This is a genomic window from Mucilaginibacter sediminis (assembly GCF_051903035.1).
Lineage (GTDB): Bacteria > Bacteroidota > Bacteroidia > Sphingobacteriales > Sphingobacteriaceae > Mucilaginibacter.
Window position 1 is genome coordinate 1,070,142 of the sequence record NZ_CP170602.1, and the last position, 16,812, is coordinate 1,086,953.

Annotated in this window: 9 protein-coding genes; 1 reads left to right on the top strand and 8 read right to left on the bottom strand. The window is 43.1% G+C overall.

Annotated elements, in window-relative coordinates; all coding sequences use genetic code 11:
• Window positions 1-34: 34 nt before the first annotated feature.
• Window positions 35-1,207, bottom strand: coding sequence for an MFS transporter (locus ACFGVS_RS04205; RefSeq protein ID WP_439697591.1), 1,173 nt, complete (start codon window positions 1,205-1,207; stop codon window positions 35-37).
• A gap of 592 nt (window positions 1,208-1,799) precedes the next feature.
• Between ACFGVS_RS04205 and ACFGVS_RS04210 the strand changes: the two genes are divergently transcribed.
• The gene (locus ACFGVS_RS04210) at window positions 1,800-2,954 is read left to right on the top strand and encodes a putative sensor domain DACNV-containing protein (protein WP_439697592.1); all 1,155 of its coding nucleotides are present in this window, start codon (window positions 1,800-1,802) and stop codon (window positions 2,952-2,954) included.
• Window positions 2,955-3,322: 368 nt separating this feature from the next.
• Here the strand turns inward: ACFGVS_RS04210 and ACFGVS_RS04215 are convergent, their stop codons facing one another.
• From ACFGVS_RS04215 to ACFGVS_RS04245, 7 genes are read right to left on the bottom strand one after another with little or no spacing between them, the layout of a single operon-like run.
• Entirely contained in the window at window positions 3,323-5,914 is a 2,592-nt protein-coding gene (locus ACFGVS_RS04215; RefSeq protein WP_439697593.1) for a BamA/TamA family outer membrane protein, read from the bottom strand.
• A 52-nt stretch (window positions 5,915-5,966) separates the two neighbouring features.
• Window positions 5,967-8,315, bottom strand: a complete 2,349-nt coding sequence (locus ACFGVS_RS04220) for a GAF domain-containing protein (protein ID WP_439697594.1) — start codon at window positions 8,313-8,315, stop codon at window positions 5,967-5,969.
• A 19-nt stretch (window positions 8,316-8,334) separates the two neighbouring features.
• Entirely contained in the window at window positions 8,335-11,937 is a 3,603-nt protein-coding gene (locus ACFGVS_RS04225; RefSeq protein ID WP_439697595.1) for a BamA/TamA family outer membrane protein, read from the bottom strand.
• Window positions 11,930-12,556, bottom strand: a complete 627-nt coding sequence (locus tag ACFGVS_RS04230; protein ID WP_439697596.1) for a phosphatase PAP2 family protein — start codon at window positions 12,554-12,556, stop codon at window positions 11,930-11,932. The genes ACFGVS_RS04225 and ACFGVS_RS04230 overlap by 8 nt, the downstream gene beginning before the upstream one ends.
• A gap of 4 nt (window positions 12,557-12,560) precedes the next feature.
• Window positions 12,561-13,433 (bottom strand): SdiA-regulated domain-containing protein, encoded by an 873-nt coding sequence (locus ACFGVS_RS04235; protein ID WP_439697597.1) that lies wholly within the window; start codon window positions 13,431-13,433, stop codon window positions 12,561-12,563.
• Entirely contained in the window at window positions 13,426-15,465 is a 2,040-nt protein-coding gene (ppk1, locus tag ACFGVS_RS04240) for a polyphosphate kinase 1 (RefSeq protein WP_439697598.1), read from the bottom strand. The genes ACFGVS_RS04235 and ppk1 overlap by 8 nt, the downstream gene beginning before the upstream one ends.
• Window positions 15,466-15,502: 37 nt before the next feature.
• Window positions 15,503-16,726 (bottom strand): Pycsar system effector family protein, encoded by a 1,224-nt coding sequence (locus ACFGVS_RS04245; protein ID WP_274213413.1) that lies wholly within the window; start codon window positions 16,724-16,726, stop codon window positions 15,503-15,505.
• Between the last annotated feature and the right edge of the window lie 86 nt (window positions 16,727-16,812).

Here is a 16,812-nt window from a genome sequence, read left to right on the forward strand (position 1 = left end):
GCACGATTTAAGGATTTTGCAGGATTAAAATGAATTATGCCAAAACTTCGTCGGCTTCCGCTTCTTCTTTAATGCGGGCAACCATCATGATAATGAGTGCGCCGAAGCCCGATACTATCCCAAATGCCCAGCGTAAACCGGCAGCCTGGGCTACAAAGCCAACAAACGGCGGGATAATTAAAAAGCCAAGATAGCTTACGGTAGATATTGCCGCCAGGGCCTGCCCGCTTTTTAAGGTTTTTGACCGGCCCGCCATACTGAATACCAATGGTACTACACAGGAAATACCCATGCCAACCATGGCATAACCAATAAGGGCGGTATATAGGTAAGGTAAAAGCACGGCCATTAAAAAACCAAGTAAAATAAATACGCCGCTAAAGTTCAATACTTTTTTAATACTGGTGGCAGCCACTATCCTATCGCCGGTAAAGCGCCCAAGGGTCATAAAAAACATATAAACTACAAAGGCAGCTGTTGAGGTAGCTTTAGGTGCATGCAACGCTTTTTGAAAATAAATGCTGCTCCAGTCATACATCGTGTTTTCGCAGGCCATACAGGCAAATGCGATGAGCGCGAATTTGAGCAGATCTTTATCGGGGAATGAAAAAACGGTAGTGTTGCTTTGGCCGTAAGGAGCTTGCTCAAGGGAGCTGGGATAAAACCAGAGTGTTAGTATAAACAGTACAACACTTACACCAATAAGGTGATAGGTTGGCGCAACATTAAAATAAACCATAATATAGCCTACTGCCGCCCCGGCAAAACCCGCCAGGCTCCAGATGCCATGAAAAGTAACCATGATAGGTTTATCATACATAGCTTGCACCCCCACTGCCTGCGCGTTTACCGTTATGGCAATTACGTTACGCGTTGAGCCTATAAAAAACAACACCAGAATAAGCTCCCACATATAGGCAGTAAAGCCAGGCAGGCAAAGCAACAAAGTAAATGCAGTTATCCCGAAAAACATAATGCTGCGGCTACTGAAATGCCTGAGCATTTTAGAGGTGATAGGCATGGTAAGCATCAGGCCGATTGGCAGGGCAAATAAAACCGCACCTAATTCTGCTTCGTTTAAATGTAACTGCTGTTGCAGTGATGGGATGCGCGATGCCCATGATGAGTACCCAAACCCCGAAATAAAGAAAAAAATACTGATGCCGGTACGTAGTTTAGCCCTGTTAGCAACACTGGTGTTGTCCATGCGGCAAAAGTAAAAATAAATTATTTGCCTGCCAGCTGTTTACGGATGCGGCTTAAAGTTTCTGGCGGGAGGGCCAGGTTTGAAACTATCCTATTTTACGGGAAGCGCTGCAAAAAAAGTAAGGGCGGTATCCAGGGCAACCGCGTCTAAATAATTAACGGCGATAAGCTGTTATTTAATAACTGAAGGAATAAGCCTATGGCGTAAGGAAGATATAAGCATCAAATGACACACTGTTTTTATTGCCTGATCCTGGTTAAATGATCGAGGTACCGAAGGGACTTGTATTGGTCAACAACAGGCACAAATATTTGGATGCGCCTAAATTGCGCTATCAGTTTAGTGTTAACCATGATAAAAATAAAATATTGATTATTAGGTATTTACAAATATTTTATCTGAAATATGTTAAGTTATGTTAACCCTATTAGAAACGCTTGCCCTTGGGCGGTATCTGTAAAGCGTATTTATCTCAATTATCGCTTAATTGCAATTTTGAGGCATTTGTTTGTGTTGGCAGCTTTTATGGCTTATTTTTGGTAGACAATCTTTTTTAACCGGCCATACCGGCAGGCATCATCTTAAAAACAGCATGGAATCAAGGACAATTACCTCTGAACCAACCTATAAAGCAGCCCGAAAAATTGCCCCGGCAATTGAACGGCATTTTAAGCATTTTCATTCATTAGCGGCTGATAACCCTGCCGAGGTTGGCCTTACGCCTGATATACAAACTATTGAAACCCTTATAGATTTAGCTTTCTGGGCAAGTTTGCGCCGCGAAGAAGGTTATTCGCCAAAGTTTACACTTGCTTTTTTACCGCCTGAAAGCGCCGGGCAACCTTTATTGTTTGGCCATAAAATTAAGCTGGCGCCTAATATACTTACTAAATTTGCTTCGGCAGTACAGCAGCCAGGTATCCACCTTGGCGTTTGTTTAGAGGACGGTGAGCTGTATGTTTGGGGAACAACCCTTGCTATACCTGCTTATTGCTTTGTTTTGGAAGTAATTGAGCCTGGCCTATTGGTGATAAAGCACCGCCGGGTTGATGGGTTTGGCAAATTTTTAAATATTGCCATTTTAAAAGGCGACGAAATAAAGGTGGTTGATGAAAACGGATCGACTTTGTCTGACTGCCCCAACATACTTACGTCGATGCTTGATTTTACACTGCCATCATCATGGAACGATCCGGTGAATGTGCTGGTACAGTTAGCTGCATCAATGCAGGCCCACAAACGGGGCGGTATTTTGTTGGTGGTGCCATCCGGCAGCGACGACTGGCTGGAATCTATCATTCAGCCTATATCCTACCCTGTTTCCCCGGCATTCTCCGGCCTTACCGATTTGATGATACACGAGGGGATTGAAAAGTACCATACGCCCTGGCAGGAAAAATTGCGCCGTGCTGTTGACACTATCGGAGGTTTAACATCAATAGATGGTGCAACCGTAATTAATGACAAACATGAATTGCTGGCCTTTGGTGCTAAAATAGGCCGTTCATCAAAAAGCACCCGTGTAGAAGAAATTGTGGTAACCGAGCCTGTTGTTGGCTGCTCCACCAGGGTGATCCACCCGGCGCAAAACGGCGGCACCAGGCATTTATCGGCAGCACAATTTGTGTTCGATCAAAAGGATGCCATAGCGTTGGTGGCTTCGCAGGATGGCAGGTTTACAGTTTTTGCATGGTCGCCGGTGGTAAATATGGTTCATGCCCACCAGATTGATATATTGTTGCTGTAAGGCACGAGCCCCAGCCCCCTCTAAATCTCCCCCGGGAGGGGAGACTTTTGATTTTGCTGGCAGGTTTTGATTTCCAGTTTATCTTTTATAGCCCTCCCTACCGGCTACTGTGTGTACACATCTCTCTAAGTAAAGAGAATTGTCATTTCGATAGAGTATGTGTGGGGTTGTGCGGGAGAGCGAAAGAGAAATCTTATACGATTTGCACCGCGCAAGTTTGCAAGCATGACGCATAAGATTTCTCCTCACGCCAATGCTCAAAATCCACCCCAGTTCGTTCGAAATGACAACGTTTTCATTTAGTGATACGATCCTAAAAGATGTGTACACACGGTAGCCCTACCGGGGAGGGTTTGGGAGGGGCTTTTCTAAAACCTTAACCCAATAGTAATATAAGGCAACGATCCCTCTTTGGAAAAGCCCATCACGGCCTCAATTAATACCAACTGGGCGGGGATAACGTAAAACCCGCCGCCATAGCCATCATGCCATTGATCTGACTTTTCGCCGGGTACCCAAACGCGGCCTACATCGTTAAAACCTATAATACCTAAGGAACCTGGCAGCAGGTATGATGTAAAATCCAATACTTTAAGGCGTAATTCGAGATTGTTATAGGCGATAGACTTGCCCGTAAACCGGTTTGTGTGGAAACCACGGAAATTTTGCGCACCGCCAAGTTTCATCAACTGAAAATACGTGGCATTGCCAACCGTAGTGCCAAGGCCCGTTCTGTTGGCTATTACCAATACCGAATCCTTATCAGGATTGAGATAAAAGCTAAACTCCGATAGGATTTGCCCGTAGGTGCTATGGCTGTTTTTGCTTAAACCGGTGTAGCCGCCAATGGTAGTATTCCATAAAATACCTTTAGTGGGGATGGTTGCTTTATTGCGGGTATCCAGCCGGGCGCTGGCCACAACGCCCGTATAGAATTTTGTGCCAAAAACATTTTGATCGGGATTAGCCTGATTATAGCCGTTTAAAAAGCGATTAGCATTGTTTGAAGCACTACTGTTATAATATTGCCCGGCGATGCCCTCACTAAACTGCCAGTTATTATTGGTTTGACTAAGCGATACATTGGCGGTAACGAAATCGTATCGGTTACGATAATAGCTGATCTCCTTATCACCCTCGTTTTCAAAAACGGTATTGTTGCCTATGCCAAAAAAGTTACTGAGGTTGTGCGGGCCCAACGATTTGATATTAATACCCAGATCATTATTACCTATGGCCTTTTTCCAATCGGCGCTATACGTCAGCATGAATGATTGCCTGCCCAGGTTATAATTAACAAGGAATTCATCACGGAAGGCATAAGGCTCTTTCCTGAATCCATGCTTTTCCCAGGATAACCCGGCTATCAATGAGATCCCTAAGTCCGGGCTATAATTGGCCAGTACAATTGGCTCAAACCGGTCGAATTTAAAACTCTTTTTATCATACTGATTTACCGCCGTATCTGTTGACGTGCGAATCTTCGCATCCGAAGATGATGGTAATTTATTCTGCTGATCCGACCTGTCGTACACGTACAGGCTGCTTTTATTGTGCAGGTTTTTATCTACGTAAAAACTATCTACCCCATCACCACCAACCATCCGCACCTTTATAGGCGATGGGTTGCTGCCTGTAACTACAAACTGATCGTCACCGGCAAAACCGTATAACCTTACCTCTTCGGTTACATTTGGTTTAAAAGTGCGTTTGTAGGTTATTTTATCAATGCTGCCGTCTTTCTTGATCTTGTTAACGGTAACAGTAAGGTTGCCTCCCGCTTCACTGTTAACGGTAAATTTATCTGTTTTATCACTTGCAGGTATCTCTACCTGTTTGGCTATAAAACGATAGTATTCCATGGCCTGCTTATCCAGTATGTTCCTGCGGGCAATCATTTTGCCGATGATTTCGGCACCCGAAAGTTTAAAAATGGTATCGGGCATCCGTTTAACTGCGCTTTTTATCAGGTTATCGGTTAGTTTATTTTGCACAAAGGCTATCTGTTCCTTCCAATCCTCTTCGCTTAATTGATTCAGAAAATAGCGATCAAAATAGCGTGCGTTAAAATTCCAGCCGTTGATGTCCCTTATTTCGTCACTATAGCCCTGAAACTTTGATTTGAGCCACTGGTGCGCTACTATCCACGGAAATAGCCCCGAAGTTTTGTAATAAACCTGGTCGCGATCACGTGGCACAGGTTCATAGGTGGCTCCCATTTCGCCTTCCAGTTTTTCCCAGCGCCATTGGTCTTCGTGCCTGTCCCAATCGCCCAGCAGCATATCCAGCAGGCGGGCGCGCAGCACGGTTTTTTCATCAACCTGGTTATCATTGTCGGCCTGTAATTTTCGCTGCACTTTATCGGTGTTGTCGGTTTTTTCGGCATCCAGCGGTTCACGCTCTTCAAACAAGAAAACCTGGTTGGCAAAATCCTTGCGATAATCGCCTAATGCAGCATCATCGGGCACGTAAACAATTTCGGGATTGGAGTGAGGTATGCCCAACGCCGCAGCCAATGGCGGCACGGTTAAAGCCGAAAATGGATGTGCGGCAGAAACCTGGTCTTGCAGGATATCCTTAGCTACTGTTGGCCGTAAACTTGGCGGTAATCCTTTTTCGGGATATTTTTGGATAGTTCTTAATACCCATTGCTGCCCGGTTGGGTCTTGCAGGCGTAATGATTTGGTTTGCTGACCGCCGCCTTTTTGCAGAATTTTTAAACCGCCTTTTTCTGTTTGGATATGAAAAATGCGCAGTGTCACCGGCGCTGCCCAAAGTTTACGGTAGTTTTCACCAAGAAAAAAACGATGGGTGCCGCTCACATTATTGTATCCGGGCTCAATAGCCAGCTTAATGCTATCGGCAGTAGCTTGCGCATAAGCGCGCATTGTACCTATTGCGGCTAATATCAGCAGCAATAAGCTTTTAACCATCTTTTTTTTTAGGTACGTATTTTTCAAGGTGATAAGCTAATAACGCATAGTACACAATAGTTTAATACACCGTTTTGTTTTATGATTTAAAATCATAATTTACCCCAACCCTCAAGGCTTTTAGCCCGGTAACACCCTGCAATTCCTCCAGGTCAAGGTATTCAAGATCATTATTCAATATATGCGAATCCTGCAGGTATTTAATATATTCCTGGTATTCGGTTGCCTCGTTGGCGTTAAAATATACCATAGCAATTTTGCCCGGCTGGGTAAGGCGCTCAACAGTGCCAGCTATCAATACTTTATCAATACGTTTTTTAACTACTTCGTACCTGATGTTATAGGCGCCTTCCACGTCAAAACGACGTTCGTCATTCCTGAAACTGATTTGTATTGGGTTTGAGTGGATAAAAATCAGCTGTGTTGTTTGCAGCTGATGCGAAATCTGGTCGATTAAAGAGTTGGTGATCCTTGCTATCTCAGCCATCGACCTTAATTGCCACAAACGGATATTTTTTAAATAGAGCAAATCAAAAACCCGGCCTGGTGCAATCGACTGCCCTATGTAAATATCATATTCGACACCATCTGTCCTGAATTTCTCAAAATAACATGGATATGATTCCTGCACTTCGCCCTGTGCTACCTCCAGGTAATGATTGATGCTGTTATTAATAAGCTGCATGGAATTTTCCAGGTTACGCCTATTGGCAAAAGAAAGACCTGTATCTTCAGACAGTGCTGCAAAGTATTTATCAATCACCGGTTTTTCATCGGGATAGTTTTGCCTGAAATGTTCCAGGAATGGGTTTAGTTCATCCCTAACAAAGCCATCCAGCGTAAGCTCGTCGTTTGTGGTAATAAAACCACTTACCCTTTGCAGCCATTCATCGCATTTAAATACCAGGTTATCAATAAGACGCAGGTGAATGTGTTTTTTTAGCGAGGTAAGGGTATCCATAACCAGCGTAAGGAATGCCTTTAAATCATCCTGCAGGGCAGTGTTACGCTCAATGGTGGAATTGCGGATATCTATTGCGCCAAACAGTGGGTACACGTTATCAAATACAACCGTTTCTATTTCCTGATTTTTACGCCTTCTATTACCACTTTTAAGGTACTCCCAAGCCACCTCGTTAAATTTCCATTGAACAGATGGCTGAAGCGAGGTAAATTTGTCTTTAATTACCCGTTCAATGCGGTCGTTAAACTGATCGATGCTGTTTTGGAGTAACTGCGCTATCAGGGGCATAGCGGTTTGCAGCTTTGATAGTAGCTTTTCGTAAAATGCTATTTCCTTGTAAGCATATACCTCAAGGATACCCACATTTTTTTTATTGTAGTAAACAGGAAAAATACCGTATGATTTAACACCCGATTGTTTTAATACCTTTAAAAAGGGATACTTTATGGTCTTTTCGTCGTTAATAACGTTAAAGAATATAGGCTTGGGATTTTTGTTATAATCATTGGCAATAGCCACAAAGGTTTCTTCGGCCATACTATATTTTTTTGCAGATGACATAAGTACACTTTGCGAGCACTCATCAGTATCGAATATCGGTCGGTTATTTACTGTTAAAAAAGGCATCAGGCCAAATTCAATTGCCGGGTCTTCGGATAGGGTTTTTAACGAATTGATGATATGCTCATATTGTTCGGTTTCGTTACTGGAGTGGTTAACCAGTTCGTTCCGGATGCTTTCCATCGCATGGGGTAAGGTAACATCAGTTAAAGTTATTACCGAGAAACCTTCGAACTTAAAATTTGAGAGTGGTAAAATGCTTTCAAGCACATCTATACCCTCAAAATCATTAAGATAAGGCTCAATGGCCTCAAAGCTTAATACAGGCAATTCTCCCTTTGATACTACATTAACAAATTGCGGGTTGGTAAAAATGTTATAGTAACGTGTAAGTTTGGTATCGGGATCTACATAGCTGTACAACAACTCGTTCCTTAGAATTGTACTGAAGCCATACATGCGCTCCAGGATCAGGTTGTAAATAAAACGTTTCTGGCGCTGTGCAAATAAATCCTGATCGGCCATGTTGACCGCATACAGGCCGGAATGGTGACTGGAATGAAATTCAAAAAAAGCCTCGGTGCTGAAAAATATCTTTTCGGGTACCGGGGTGCTCAGCGCCCAAAAAAACTCTTTTTCATTTAAAATAGGCGGTGTAAGTATACTGTAAATCAACTCCAATGTACCCCTGTACATTTCTGCATAATCGGGGTTCACCTCCAGATCAATACATAAGTCTGTTTCAAACTTATGGAGTACATATTTATAAAACTCAGATTTAAGGGTCTTTTCTGTTTTTACACGCTCCTGTAAATGCGCTACAAAAGGATCAAACGTAAGGCAGGTTTCTACCTGGCAAACATTGCAATCATTTTTACTTATGTTGAGTACTTCGGTGTGCATTTTTTATAAATTACCTTAGTTAAAATCTGAAGGCCGTTGATAAGTAAGGATACCAGCCTTCTTCGGAATGCCCCGCCACAATTTTTATAACCGCTAATTTGGCAGGGGCAATATATAAGCCGGCGCCGGTACCATTATGCCATTTATCAGAATGCTCGCCATTTTCCCAAACGCGGCCAATGTCATAAAAACCTACCAAGCCGGCCTGCCCGGGTACAATATAACTTGCAAAATCAAACAATTTTAAGCGCAGTTCCAAATTGTTATAAAAACTATATTGCCCTGCAAAGCGATAAAGCCTGTAACCTAACAGGTTATCCTGTCCGCCTAAAAACAACGATTGATAGAAAGCGGTTTTACCAATGGTGATACCGCCGCCTACCCGCTCGGCCAGCACTATGGTGCTGTTGGCGTTTAAGCTTTTATATAAAGCAGCCTGCGGTATCAGTTGTATAAAAGAGTTTGAATAACTATTTAAGCCCATATACCCCTGCAATTTAACATTTACGTAGCTTCCCCATGCGGGTAGTATCTTGTTGTTACGCAAATCGCTGGTGAAGTTAAAAATTGCGCCCGCAAAAAGTTTTCGCTGATCAAAGGTATAACTATCTGTACTATTGGTGAGTAAGGGATTTGTAATTAAACGGCCTGTATTGTCAGCTGCATTTAAATTATAGTGCTGTAATGACGGCCCAACGGTTATCGTAGTACCGCCCGCACTATGCCAGGTTAAAGCCGGATCGAACTGAACGGTTGTGAACCGGGTACGATAAAACTTTTTGTAATTACCGGTTTTATCGAATACAGTTTCGTTACCGCGGCCAAAAAAGTTGATATTCTCCGGCGAATTGGCCTGGAATTGTAATAACAGGTTAGCGTTGCCAATGGCTTTAATCCACTCGCCGCTGTAACTGGCCCTGAAAGCTTTTGTTGAAAACGAGTGGCTCAAAAATACCTGCTGCACATCGTTATACGGAAATTTACGAAAACTATCCTGGTGCGTATACTTAAACCCAAGCCCCAATAAAAAACCTTCATCGGGGTTTATCTCGATATTGGCCATGGGCATGGTAACGTTTGACAGGTTTACAGCCATATACGAGATATTGGCACTATCGGCCGAAAAATACTTGCGTACCCTGGTGCTATCACCTGTTAATTTCAGCGTACCGGGGTCATAAATCTGCACTTTGTTTTTTGAGCGGACAATGTTATAGTCTTTTACATCAACACTATCAACAAACCTGAGTTTTATGGGCGACGTGGCATTATTTAAAACAACTTTATCGGCACCGGCACCCAGGTAAATCCTGATCTCTTTGGTAATATCGGGCATAAAATTGATGTTCATCAAGGTATCCCGCACTTTACCGCCGCTGCTGATTTTGTTGATGATGATATTTAATCCATTACCGGGGATATCTTTAATGTTAAAGAGTTCATTTTTCTTTGAAGTGTGGATCTCGACAATTTTATTACTGATCTTATAAAACTCTTCCATGGCGGCCGGGATGTTCGCACGGCGCTCTTTTAGTTGTTTCAATAACACGTCATGCCTTAATTTATAAGCCGATGCGGGCAACCGGCGTAAGCCAGCTTCTAAAACCTCGTCGGTTTCGGCAGCCACAAATTCATTAACAATCCTCGTCCAATCTTCGTGATTATATTTCATCCCCGGAAACAAATCGGCAAACATGCTGCTCCACAATGAGTAATATATATTCTTAATTTTTCCGCCAAAGCCCTGCAGGTCGGGCTCTGCCCATTCCCTTGAGGCGATGTATGGAATGATGCCTTGGTTGGTGTAAAGTGCCTGGTCGCGGTCGCGTGGGACACCGGTATAATAAATACCCTTGTCGGTTTTGGTACCCTGCCAGCGCCACTGATCGCCCCGGCGGTCCCAATCGCCAATCAGCAAATCAAGCAGGCGGCCGCGTAAAAATGTTTCGGCATCTATCCTGTTATCGTTGTCCTTTAACATCGTGACTACCATTTTTAACGAGTTATCTGATTTACCGGTAGGTTCGCGCTCTTCAATAAGCACAGCTTTGTTATCAAATACTTTGTTAAACTTTCCCAGCTTTTCATCGGGCGACATTACGCCGATTTGCGGGTTGGTATGCGGCACATGTACCGCGTCGGCCAATGGAGGCACAATCAATGCCGAAAATGGATGCTGGGCGCTCATGGCATCGTTTACCCAATCTCTGGCGAAAGTTTCCTGGAACTCCGGGGGTAACAATTTTTCCGGGCTTTTTTCAACGCTGCGGATAACCCACTCTTTACCGGTTTTGTCAATTAAACGCAGCGAATGTGTTTGAAAACCACCACCAAGTTTCTCGGGTGTCAGCCCTCCCTGAAAGGTAGCTATATTGATAACCGGCAATTTGGTATCGGCAGCCCATTCTTTACGATAGTTTTCGCCAAATAACAAACGGTGAAATTTACTTACACTATCATATGATGGATGTACTTTAATTACCAAACTATCGGCTGTAATTACTTTAAACGGGGTTGCCGGTAATGGTTTAACCGGTATGTAAGGCTGGGTATAAACAAAAGCCTGTTTTACGCCGGATTCTCCGTCAATAAAGTAGGTAAAACGCATGCTGTTATCGGCAAGAATATCGGCTATCACATATCCCTGGGTAGCATCGGCAAACAGGGAGTTTTTGCCTTTTATAGCATAAGTATGCTTGGCGCCCGCGCCACTTACAACCTGCAGCTGATCGTCTTTTATAAACTGCAGGCCATGCTCATGCCCCGCCACGTGGACGACGTTGGGAAAACCTTTAAACACCCCATCTATTCGTTTCACCATGTCCTTGTATAAAGGATGGTTTAAATCCTCGGGGTTTGGAAATGATGATCGCAAAAATGGATACAACGACCCTAACACAGGCAACGGAATAAGCAGATTACTGTTTACCGCCGTCAGCGGGAAAACGTGATCTTTTAACGAAAAATAGCCGCCATGGGTGCCATAGCTTTGAAACGGATGATGTGATGCCAGCAGGATAACTTTATTGCGGTTCCGGCTCAGGATCTGTTCAAATTTATCTATAATATCTTCTTTGGTTTTACAATCGCATTCGGCGGCATCATTTGCTTTGCTGAATTGATACAGCCACCATTCGCTGTCAAAGGCTATAACTGTCAGGTTATCCCCCAGGTTTATTTCCACAGGGTCCGGGCAGCCATTGCGGGGCACCATTTTTAACAGGCTATCCTGCTGCTCTTCTAAAAACGCCCATTCCCTTTTTATTTTGGCCAGGCCCTGCGGCCCCATTTTATCCCAATCGTGGTTGCCGGGTAAAAAGTAAACCGGTGCGCCATTGGCCCGCATAGGCTGGTATTGCGATTGAAGGATCTTCTGGGTTTGCTTCTCTTCGGGGCTGCCGGGCAGGCCCATTCCCCTGGGGTAAATATTATCGCCAAGGTACATCACAATTGTTTTATTTTTGATGATGTTGGCCGCCGCGTGTTTTAAAACCGCCTTTTGCTGCATGTCCATTTCGCCGGCGTCGCCTATAAGTATCACCCGGTATTTTACCGGGTCCTGTGCCAGCAGATTAAGGCCGCCAGTTAAACATATATATAGCAGAAGTAATTTTTTAATCATGGCCCTCATGAATTACAGTATGCTTTTTAAATAGTTTTTGATTAAGCCAGTGCCCCGCGTATGCTGTGCCAATGCCCACGGCCGCGCCGGCAAGTACATCTGATGGATAATGCTTGCCCAGGTACATACGGGAGTATCCAACAGACGAAGCCCATAAATAAGCCGGTACGGTTACATACCACTTATGGTATTGTATGGATATGGTAGCGGCGGTAGCAAAAGCAAGGCTGCTGTGTCCTGACGGAAATGACTGACCGTGTGTTGGCGAATTAACAAATACATCGTTTGGATACCTATCTGCCGGGCGGGTACGGTTTACCGAATTTTTAATAGCGTAAGTAAAAAGTTCGGTTGCACCTAAATTAATAATAGCCTCTAATCCATTTTGTTTAGCTGCTTTATCGCCGCTTGCCAATCCGTATATTAAAGTACCAAACGAAGCGGCCCCTGCTACGTAGTAGGCTGATGTACTTGTATTATGCCAGTAAGAAGACGTTGGACTTTGCGGGTTGATTCTTTTTAAGATATCAACATCAAGGTTTTGAGCAAAACAGGTTTGATAACAGGTAATGCTAAAAATGGTTAATAGTATAGCTACCAGCTTGATCTTTTTTGGCATGTGTTTATTTACTATAGTTAAATTTTAAGATATTACCCGCAGCCGTTTTGCTGCCCTCGTTTGAGATATAAAGGTTGTATTTATTATCAAATGTAATACCTTCGGGCTGGTTGAAAATAGCAGGATCTAAACTGTAAACTGCTTTTACATTCCAGTTGTTATCGGCAACCACCAATAATTTATTAAACGATGATAAAATATACCATTCGTTGGTTTTGCTGTTTTTAGTTAAGGCTGACGGATGGAAACTAATCTTCTTTTTCCCGGTTAGCTTTTCTATTGTTTTTACATCTACGTTGAAACTTCCGCTCTGTTTAAGTGCGCCATCTGCCTGTAAAGCCAAAATATAGCCGCTGCTGCTTTTGGTAGTTTTGTCGTCGGTGCAATGTTTACATAACAGGTATACCAGGCCATTTTTTTCATCAGCATACATACCTTCATATTCACCTTCGGGCAATAGCCCCTCTAATTTTTGAACGCCAGGAATTTCTTTATTCCGTACCTGGCCAAAAGGAAATGTGAACAGCACCCCATCGCTACGCAGCATAATTACCTGGTTATGGCAAATAGCTATATCTTCATAATCGCCTTTTTTACCAAATTTGCTGTAGTTAACCTGCTTATCGCCCAGTTTCAGGTAATAAATGTTCCCATCTTCGTCCTGTTCGGCATAAACCGAGTCACTTTTGCCATTGTTAAAGGCTATGCCCGAAATTTCGAGCAAGCCATCGGGCATATAATATTTTACAGGTTTATTGAGGTTGTATCCGGTGGGGCTATCGTAGCCTTGTGTACCTGTTTTGCTGGCACAAGAGATACTTAACAATATACCCGCTACAATAACCGCCATCAATGTGTTACGCATATCCTTAATCATTGAGCTTCGATTTTAAAAATTCATAAATCGCCTTTTGCGACTGCACCATAGGCGGCACCGGCTTTATTTTTATATTCCGTAGCTCATCATCGAGTGCAACAGCCTGTGTATTATCCTTAAGCTGAAAATCAATCAGCTGCAAAACCTCGGCCTTTATGTTATCATTGTAAACCGGGAAACAAACTTCTATCCGCCGGTAAATATTACGGTTCATCCAATCGGCCGAACCAAGAAAAACCTTTTCGTCGCCGTTATTGTGGAAGATAAAAATCCGGCCATGCTCCAGGTAGCGGTCTACAATGCGCCTTATAGTGATATTTTCACTCATTCCTGGTACACCGGGTATCAGGCAGCAAATACTGCGTACTATCAGCGATATTTTAACCCCACTCTGTGACGCCTCATAAAGTTTGGCTATTAGCGTACGCTCTTCCAGGTTGTTTAATTTGATAGTGATGGATGCCGGCAGGCCTTGTTTGGCGTTGGCAATTTCTTGGTCAATTAACGCTAAAAAGCGGTCCCGCAAATTAAACTGGGCTACCAGCAGGTGCTTAAAATCAATTGGATACCCATCTGCCGATTTTTTACCCTTTGCTAAAAACATGAACAGCAACTCCATTTCGCGCAGTAATGATGAATTGGCCGTCATCATGATATGATCGGTATAAAATGCCGCGGTGCTTTCATTAAAATTCCCGGTTGCCAATAATCCGGAGTATTTATCGCGGCCATCGACATGTCTTTTTACCAACGCAATTTTAGCATGAACCTTTAAGGCAGTGTTGCTGTAAATAATATCTACACCGGCGGCTTTCATTTTTTTTGCCCATTTAATGTTGTTGGCTTCATCAAACCTGGCTTTCAGTTCGACCATAACCCGCACCTTTTTTCCATTTTTAGCGGCACTTATAAGGGCATTTACAATGCGCGACTCGCTGGCCACCCGGTACAGGGTAACAGACACTTCTTTAACCGAACCATCGGTAGCGGCTTCGTTAAAAAAACGAAGGATGGTATCGTAAGATTGGTATGGGGCATGAAAAATGTAATCCTGTTTTTCGATATGATCAAACAACGATCCCATATCATTTACATGATAGCCTGTTATTGGAGTCCATTGCGTGTTACGCAACGAAGAATTATTCACAGGTAAACCCGACAAATCTTTTAGGTTGTGGTACATCCCTCCTTCCACTACACTCGAGCTTTGCAGATTAAATTTATCTGTTATAAAATGCAGGGTGCGTAAAGGCATCCCCGGTTGGTGCAAAAAGCGGGTGGCAATACCCAGATCGCGTTTTAGTAATTGTTTTTCAACCTGTTCAGATAGGTCGCCCTGGTACTCGTCGTCCAGGTCAAGTTCGGCGTCACGGGTTATTTTTATGCTGTAGCAGCCTGTAAGCACCTCGTTTTTAAATAACTTATCCAGGTTATTCCGGATAATGTCATCCAAAAAAACAATGTATTGCCCGTCATCTATATTCACGCGGTAAAACCTGGGCAACTGGTTTGATGGAATGTTAAGGATTACGTTGCGTTCGGTTTTGTGCTCAGCTTGCAGGGTCACTAAAAAGTACAATCGGTTATTTTCCGGGAAGAAATTCTTTTTGGTATCAGCCAGGTCTATAGGTTGCAAAAACGCCATAACCTGGCTATAAAAGTAGTCGCTTACCTTGTCTGCAATTGCATTGGGTATAGGTTCGTTAAAAAGCAGGGTGATTTTTTTGGCTTTTAATAAAGGTATAATCTCACCGGTAAAAACATGTCCGAATTTCTGTTGTTGATGGCCTATCAATTCCTGGGCTTCCAGCAATACATCCTCTTTTTCGCTGTTGCCGTGTTTGGCCAGGTTATGTAAGGCCAATAATACAGGCATCCGTACCCGGTAAAACTCGTCTAAATTGGACGAAAATATGGAGAGAAAATTTACCCTTTCCATCAATGGCAAAGTATCTTTTCCGGCCTCCATCAAAATCCGTTCATTGAAAAGCAGCCAGCTTAAATCCCTGTCAAAAAATGAGTAATGATCCATAAGTAGATATATTTGTAACGGTATAGTACTTACCGTTTTAGATCAGTGTCGAAATAATGAACGCAACTACCGAAATAATAAGGCCAAACATGAATACATTGTACGAGGCACGCAACAAGCGGTATTTTTTTCCCAACACCACACCTTGCGAATAATTATCGCGGATAAGGCTTCCGTATAAGAAATCGCTGTCGTCCATCATTTTAACCATGCCCTCGCTGTATTTTTCGAGCGACATGCGGTAAAAATTACCAAAAAACAATAGGTTAACGGTTTTATTCTCAATATCCTCATGTGTGAATACGCCGTCAGGTATCGACGGCCGGGTTGCCAGTATCGAAAAGGTGATAGTGAGTAAACTTACCCCAAGCAGCATAAAGGTTGGCACCAGGAGGTTGGAGTGTTCATCAATTTTGCGCAGCACCAAACTAATAATGGCCGATAAAATGATAGAGTTTACCGTGATCATGATATGGGCCTTATTGTCGGCCATGTCGCTCAACCGCTGGTGATTGCTTGAGCTAATGCGAAACATCGTCTCGATACCGCGTTCAGGCTTATCCGTTTTATGTTTTTTACCATGCTTTTCGGTATCAGCCTTATCATCGTCTGTGTCAGTCACAACGCCTTCTTCGGCCAAAGCAATTGCAGGCGCTTTGTCTTTTACCAGCGCCTGTTTGCCTATCAGTTTATCCAGATTTTTTTGCTGCTGATCGCCAAGCAGCAGACGGCAATAATCGGTAAAATACCGGTGCGATTGCAGTAGTTCGATACTCTTTTGACGCCACACGTCTTTATCAAGTACAATGTTTTTTACCTTTTCTATTTCTTTACGCACCAGTTTGCTGCGTTCGTTAAAATCATCGGTTCCTAAATGAAAAAGATCGGCATCACATATAATTTCCTGAAGTAAGCCAACTGGCTTCTGTGGCATTTCGGTAGCCATAATACAGCCTTTTACTTTTTCAATTACCGCATCGGTAACTTTTAGCTGCTTAAGCTCATGCTCGGCTATGCTGATGCTCTTTGCCTCGTGTTCGGCTTTATCAGTAAAATATCCGGTATCGTGAAACCATGAGGCAGCTACAACAACAAAAAAGTCCTCATCGCTAAGCTGGTAGTGGTTGGCAATTTTTGTAGCGGCAGCTACAACATCTTTGGTATGCTGAAGATCGTGATAAATTAAGTTGGGGTCCTGGTAGGCATCAAAATAAGATATCACGTATTTTTTGACGTCTTCTAATAACTGTTGAAATTTCATTGGCCTGAATGTAATTATTAATCAAATTTATTCTAAAAATCCCTATTTGCTGTCGATTTAATGTTATAAGCTAATTTATTGCTGAT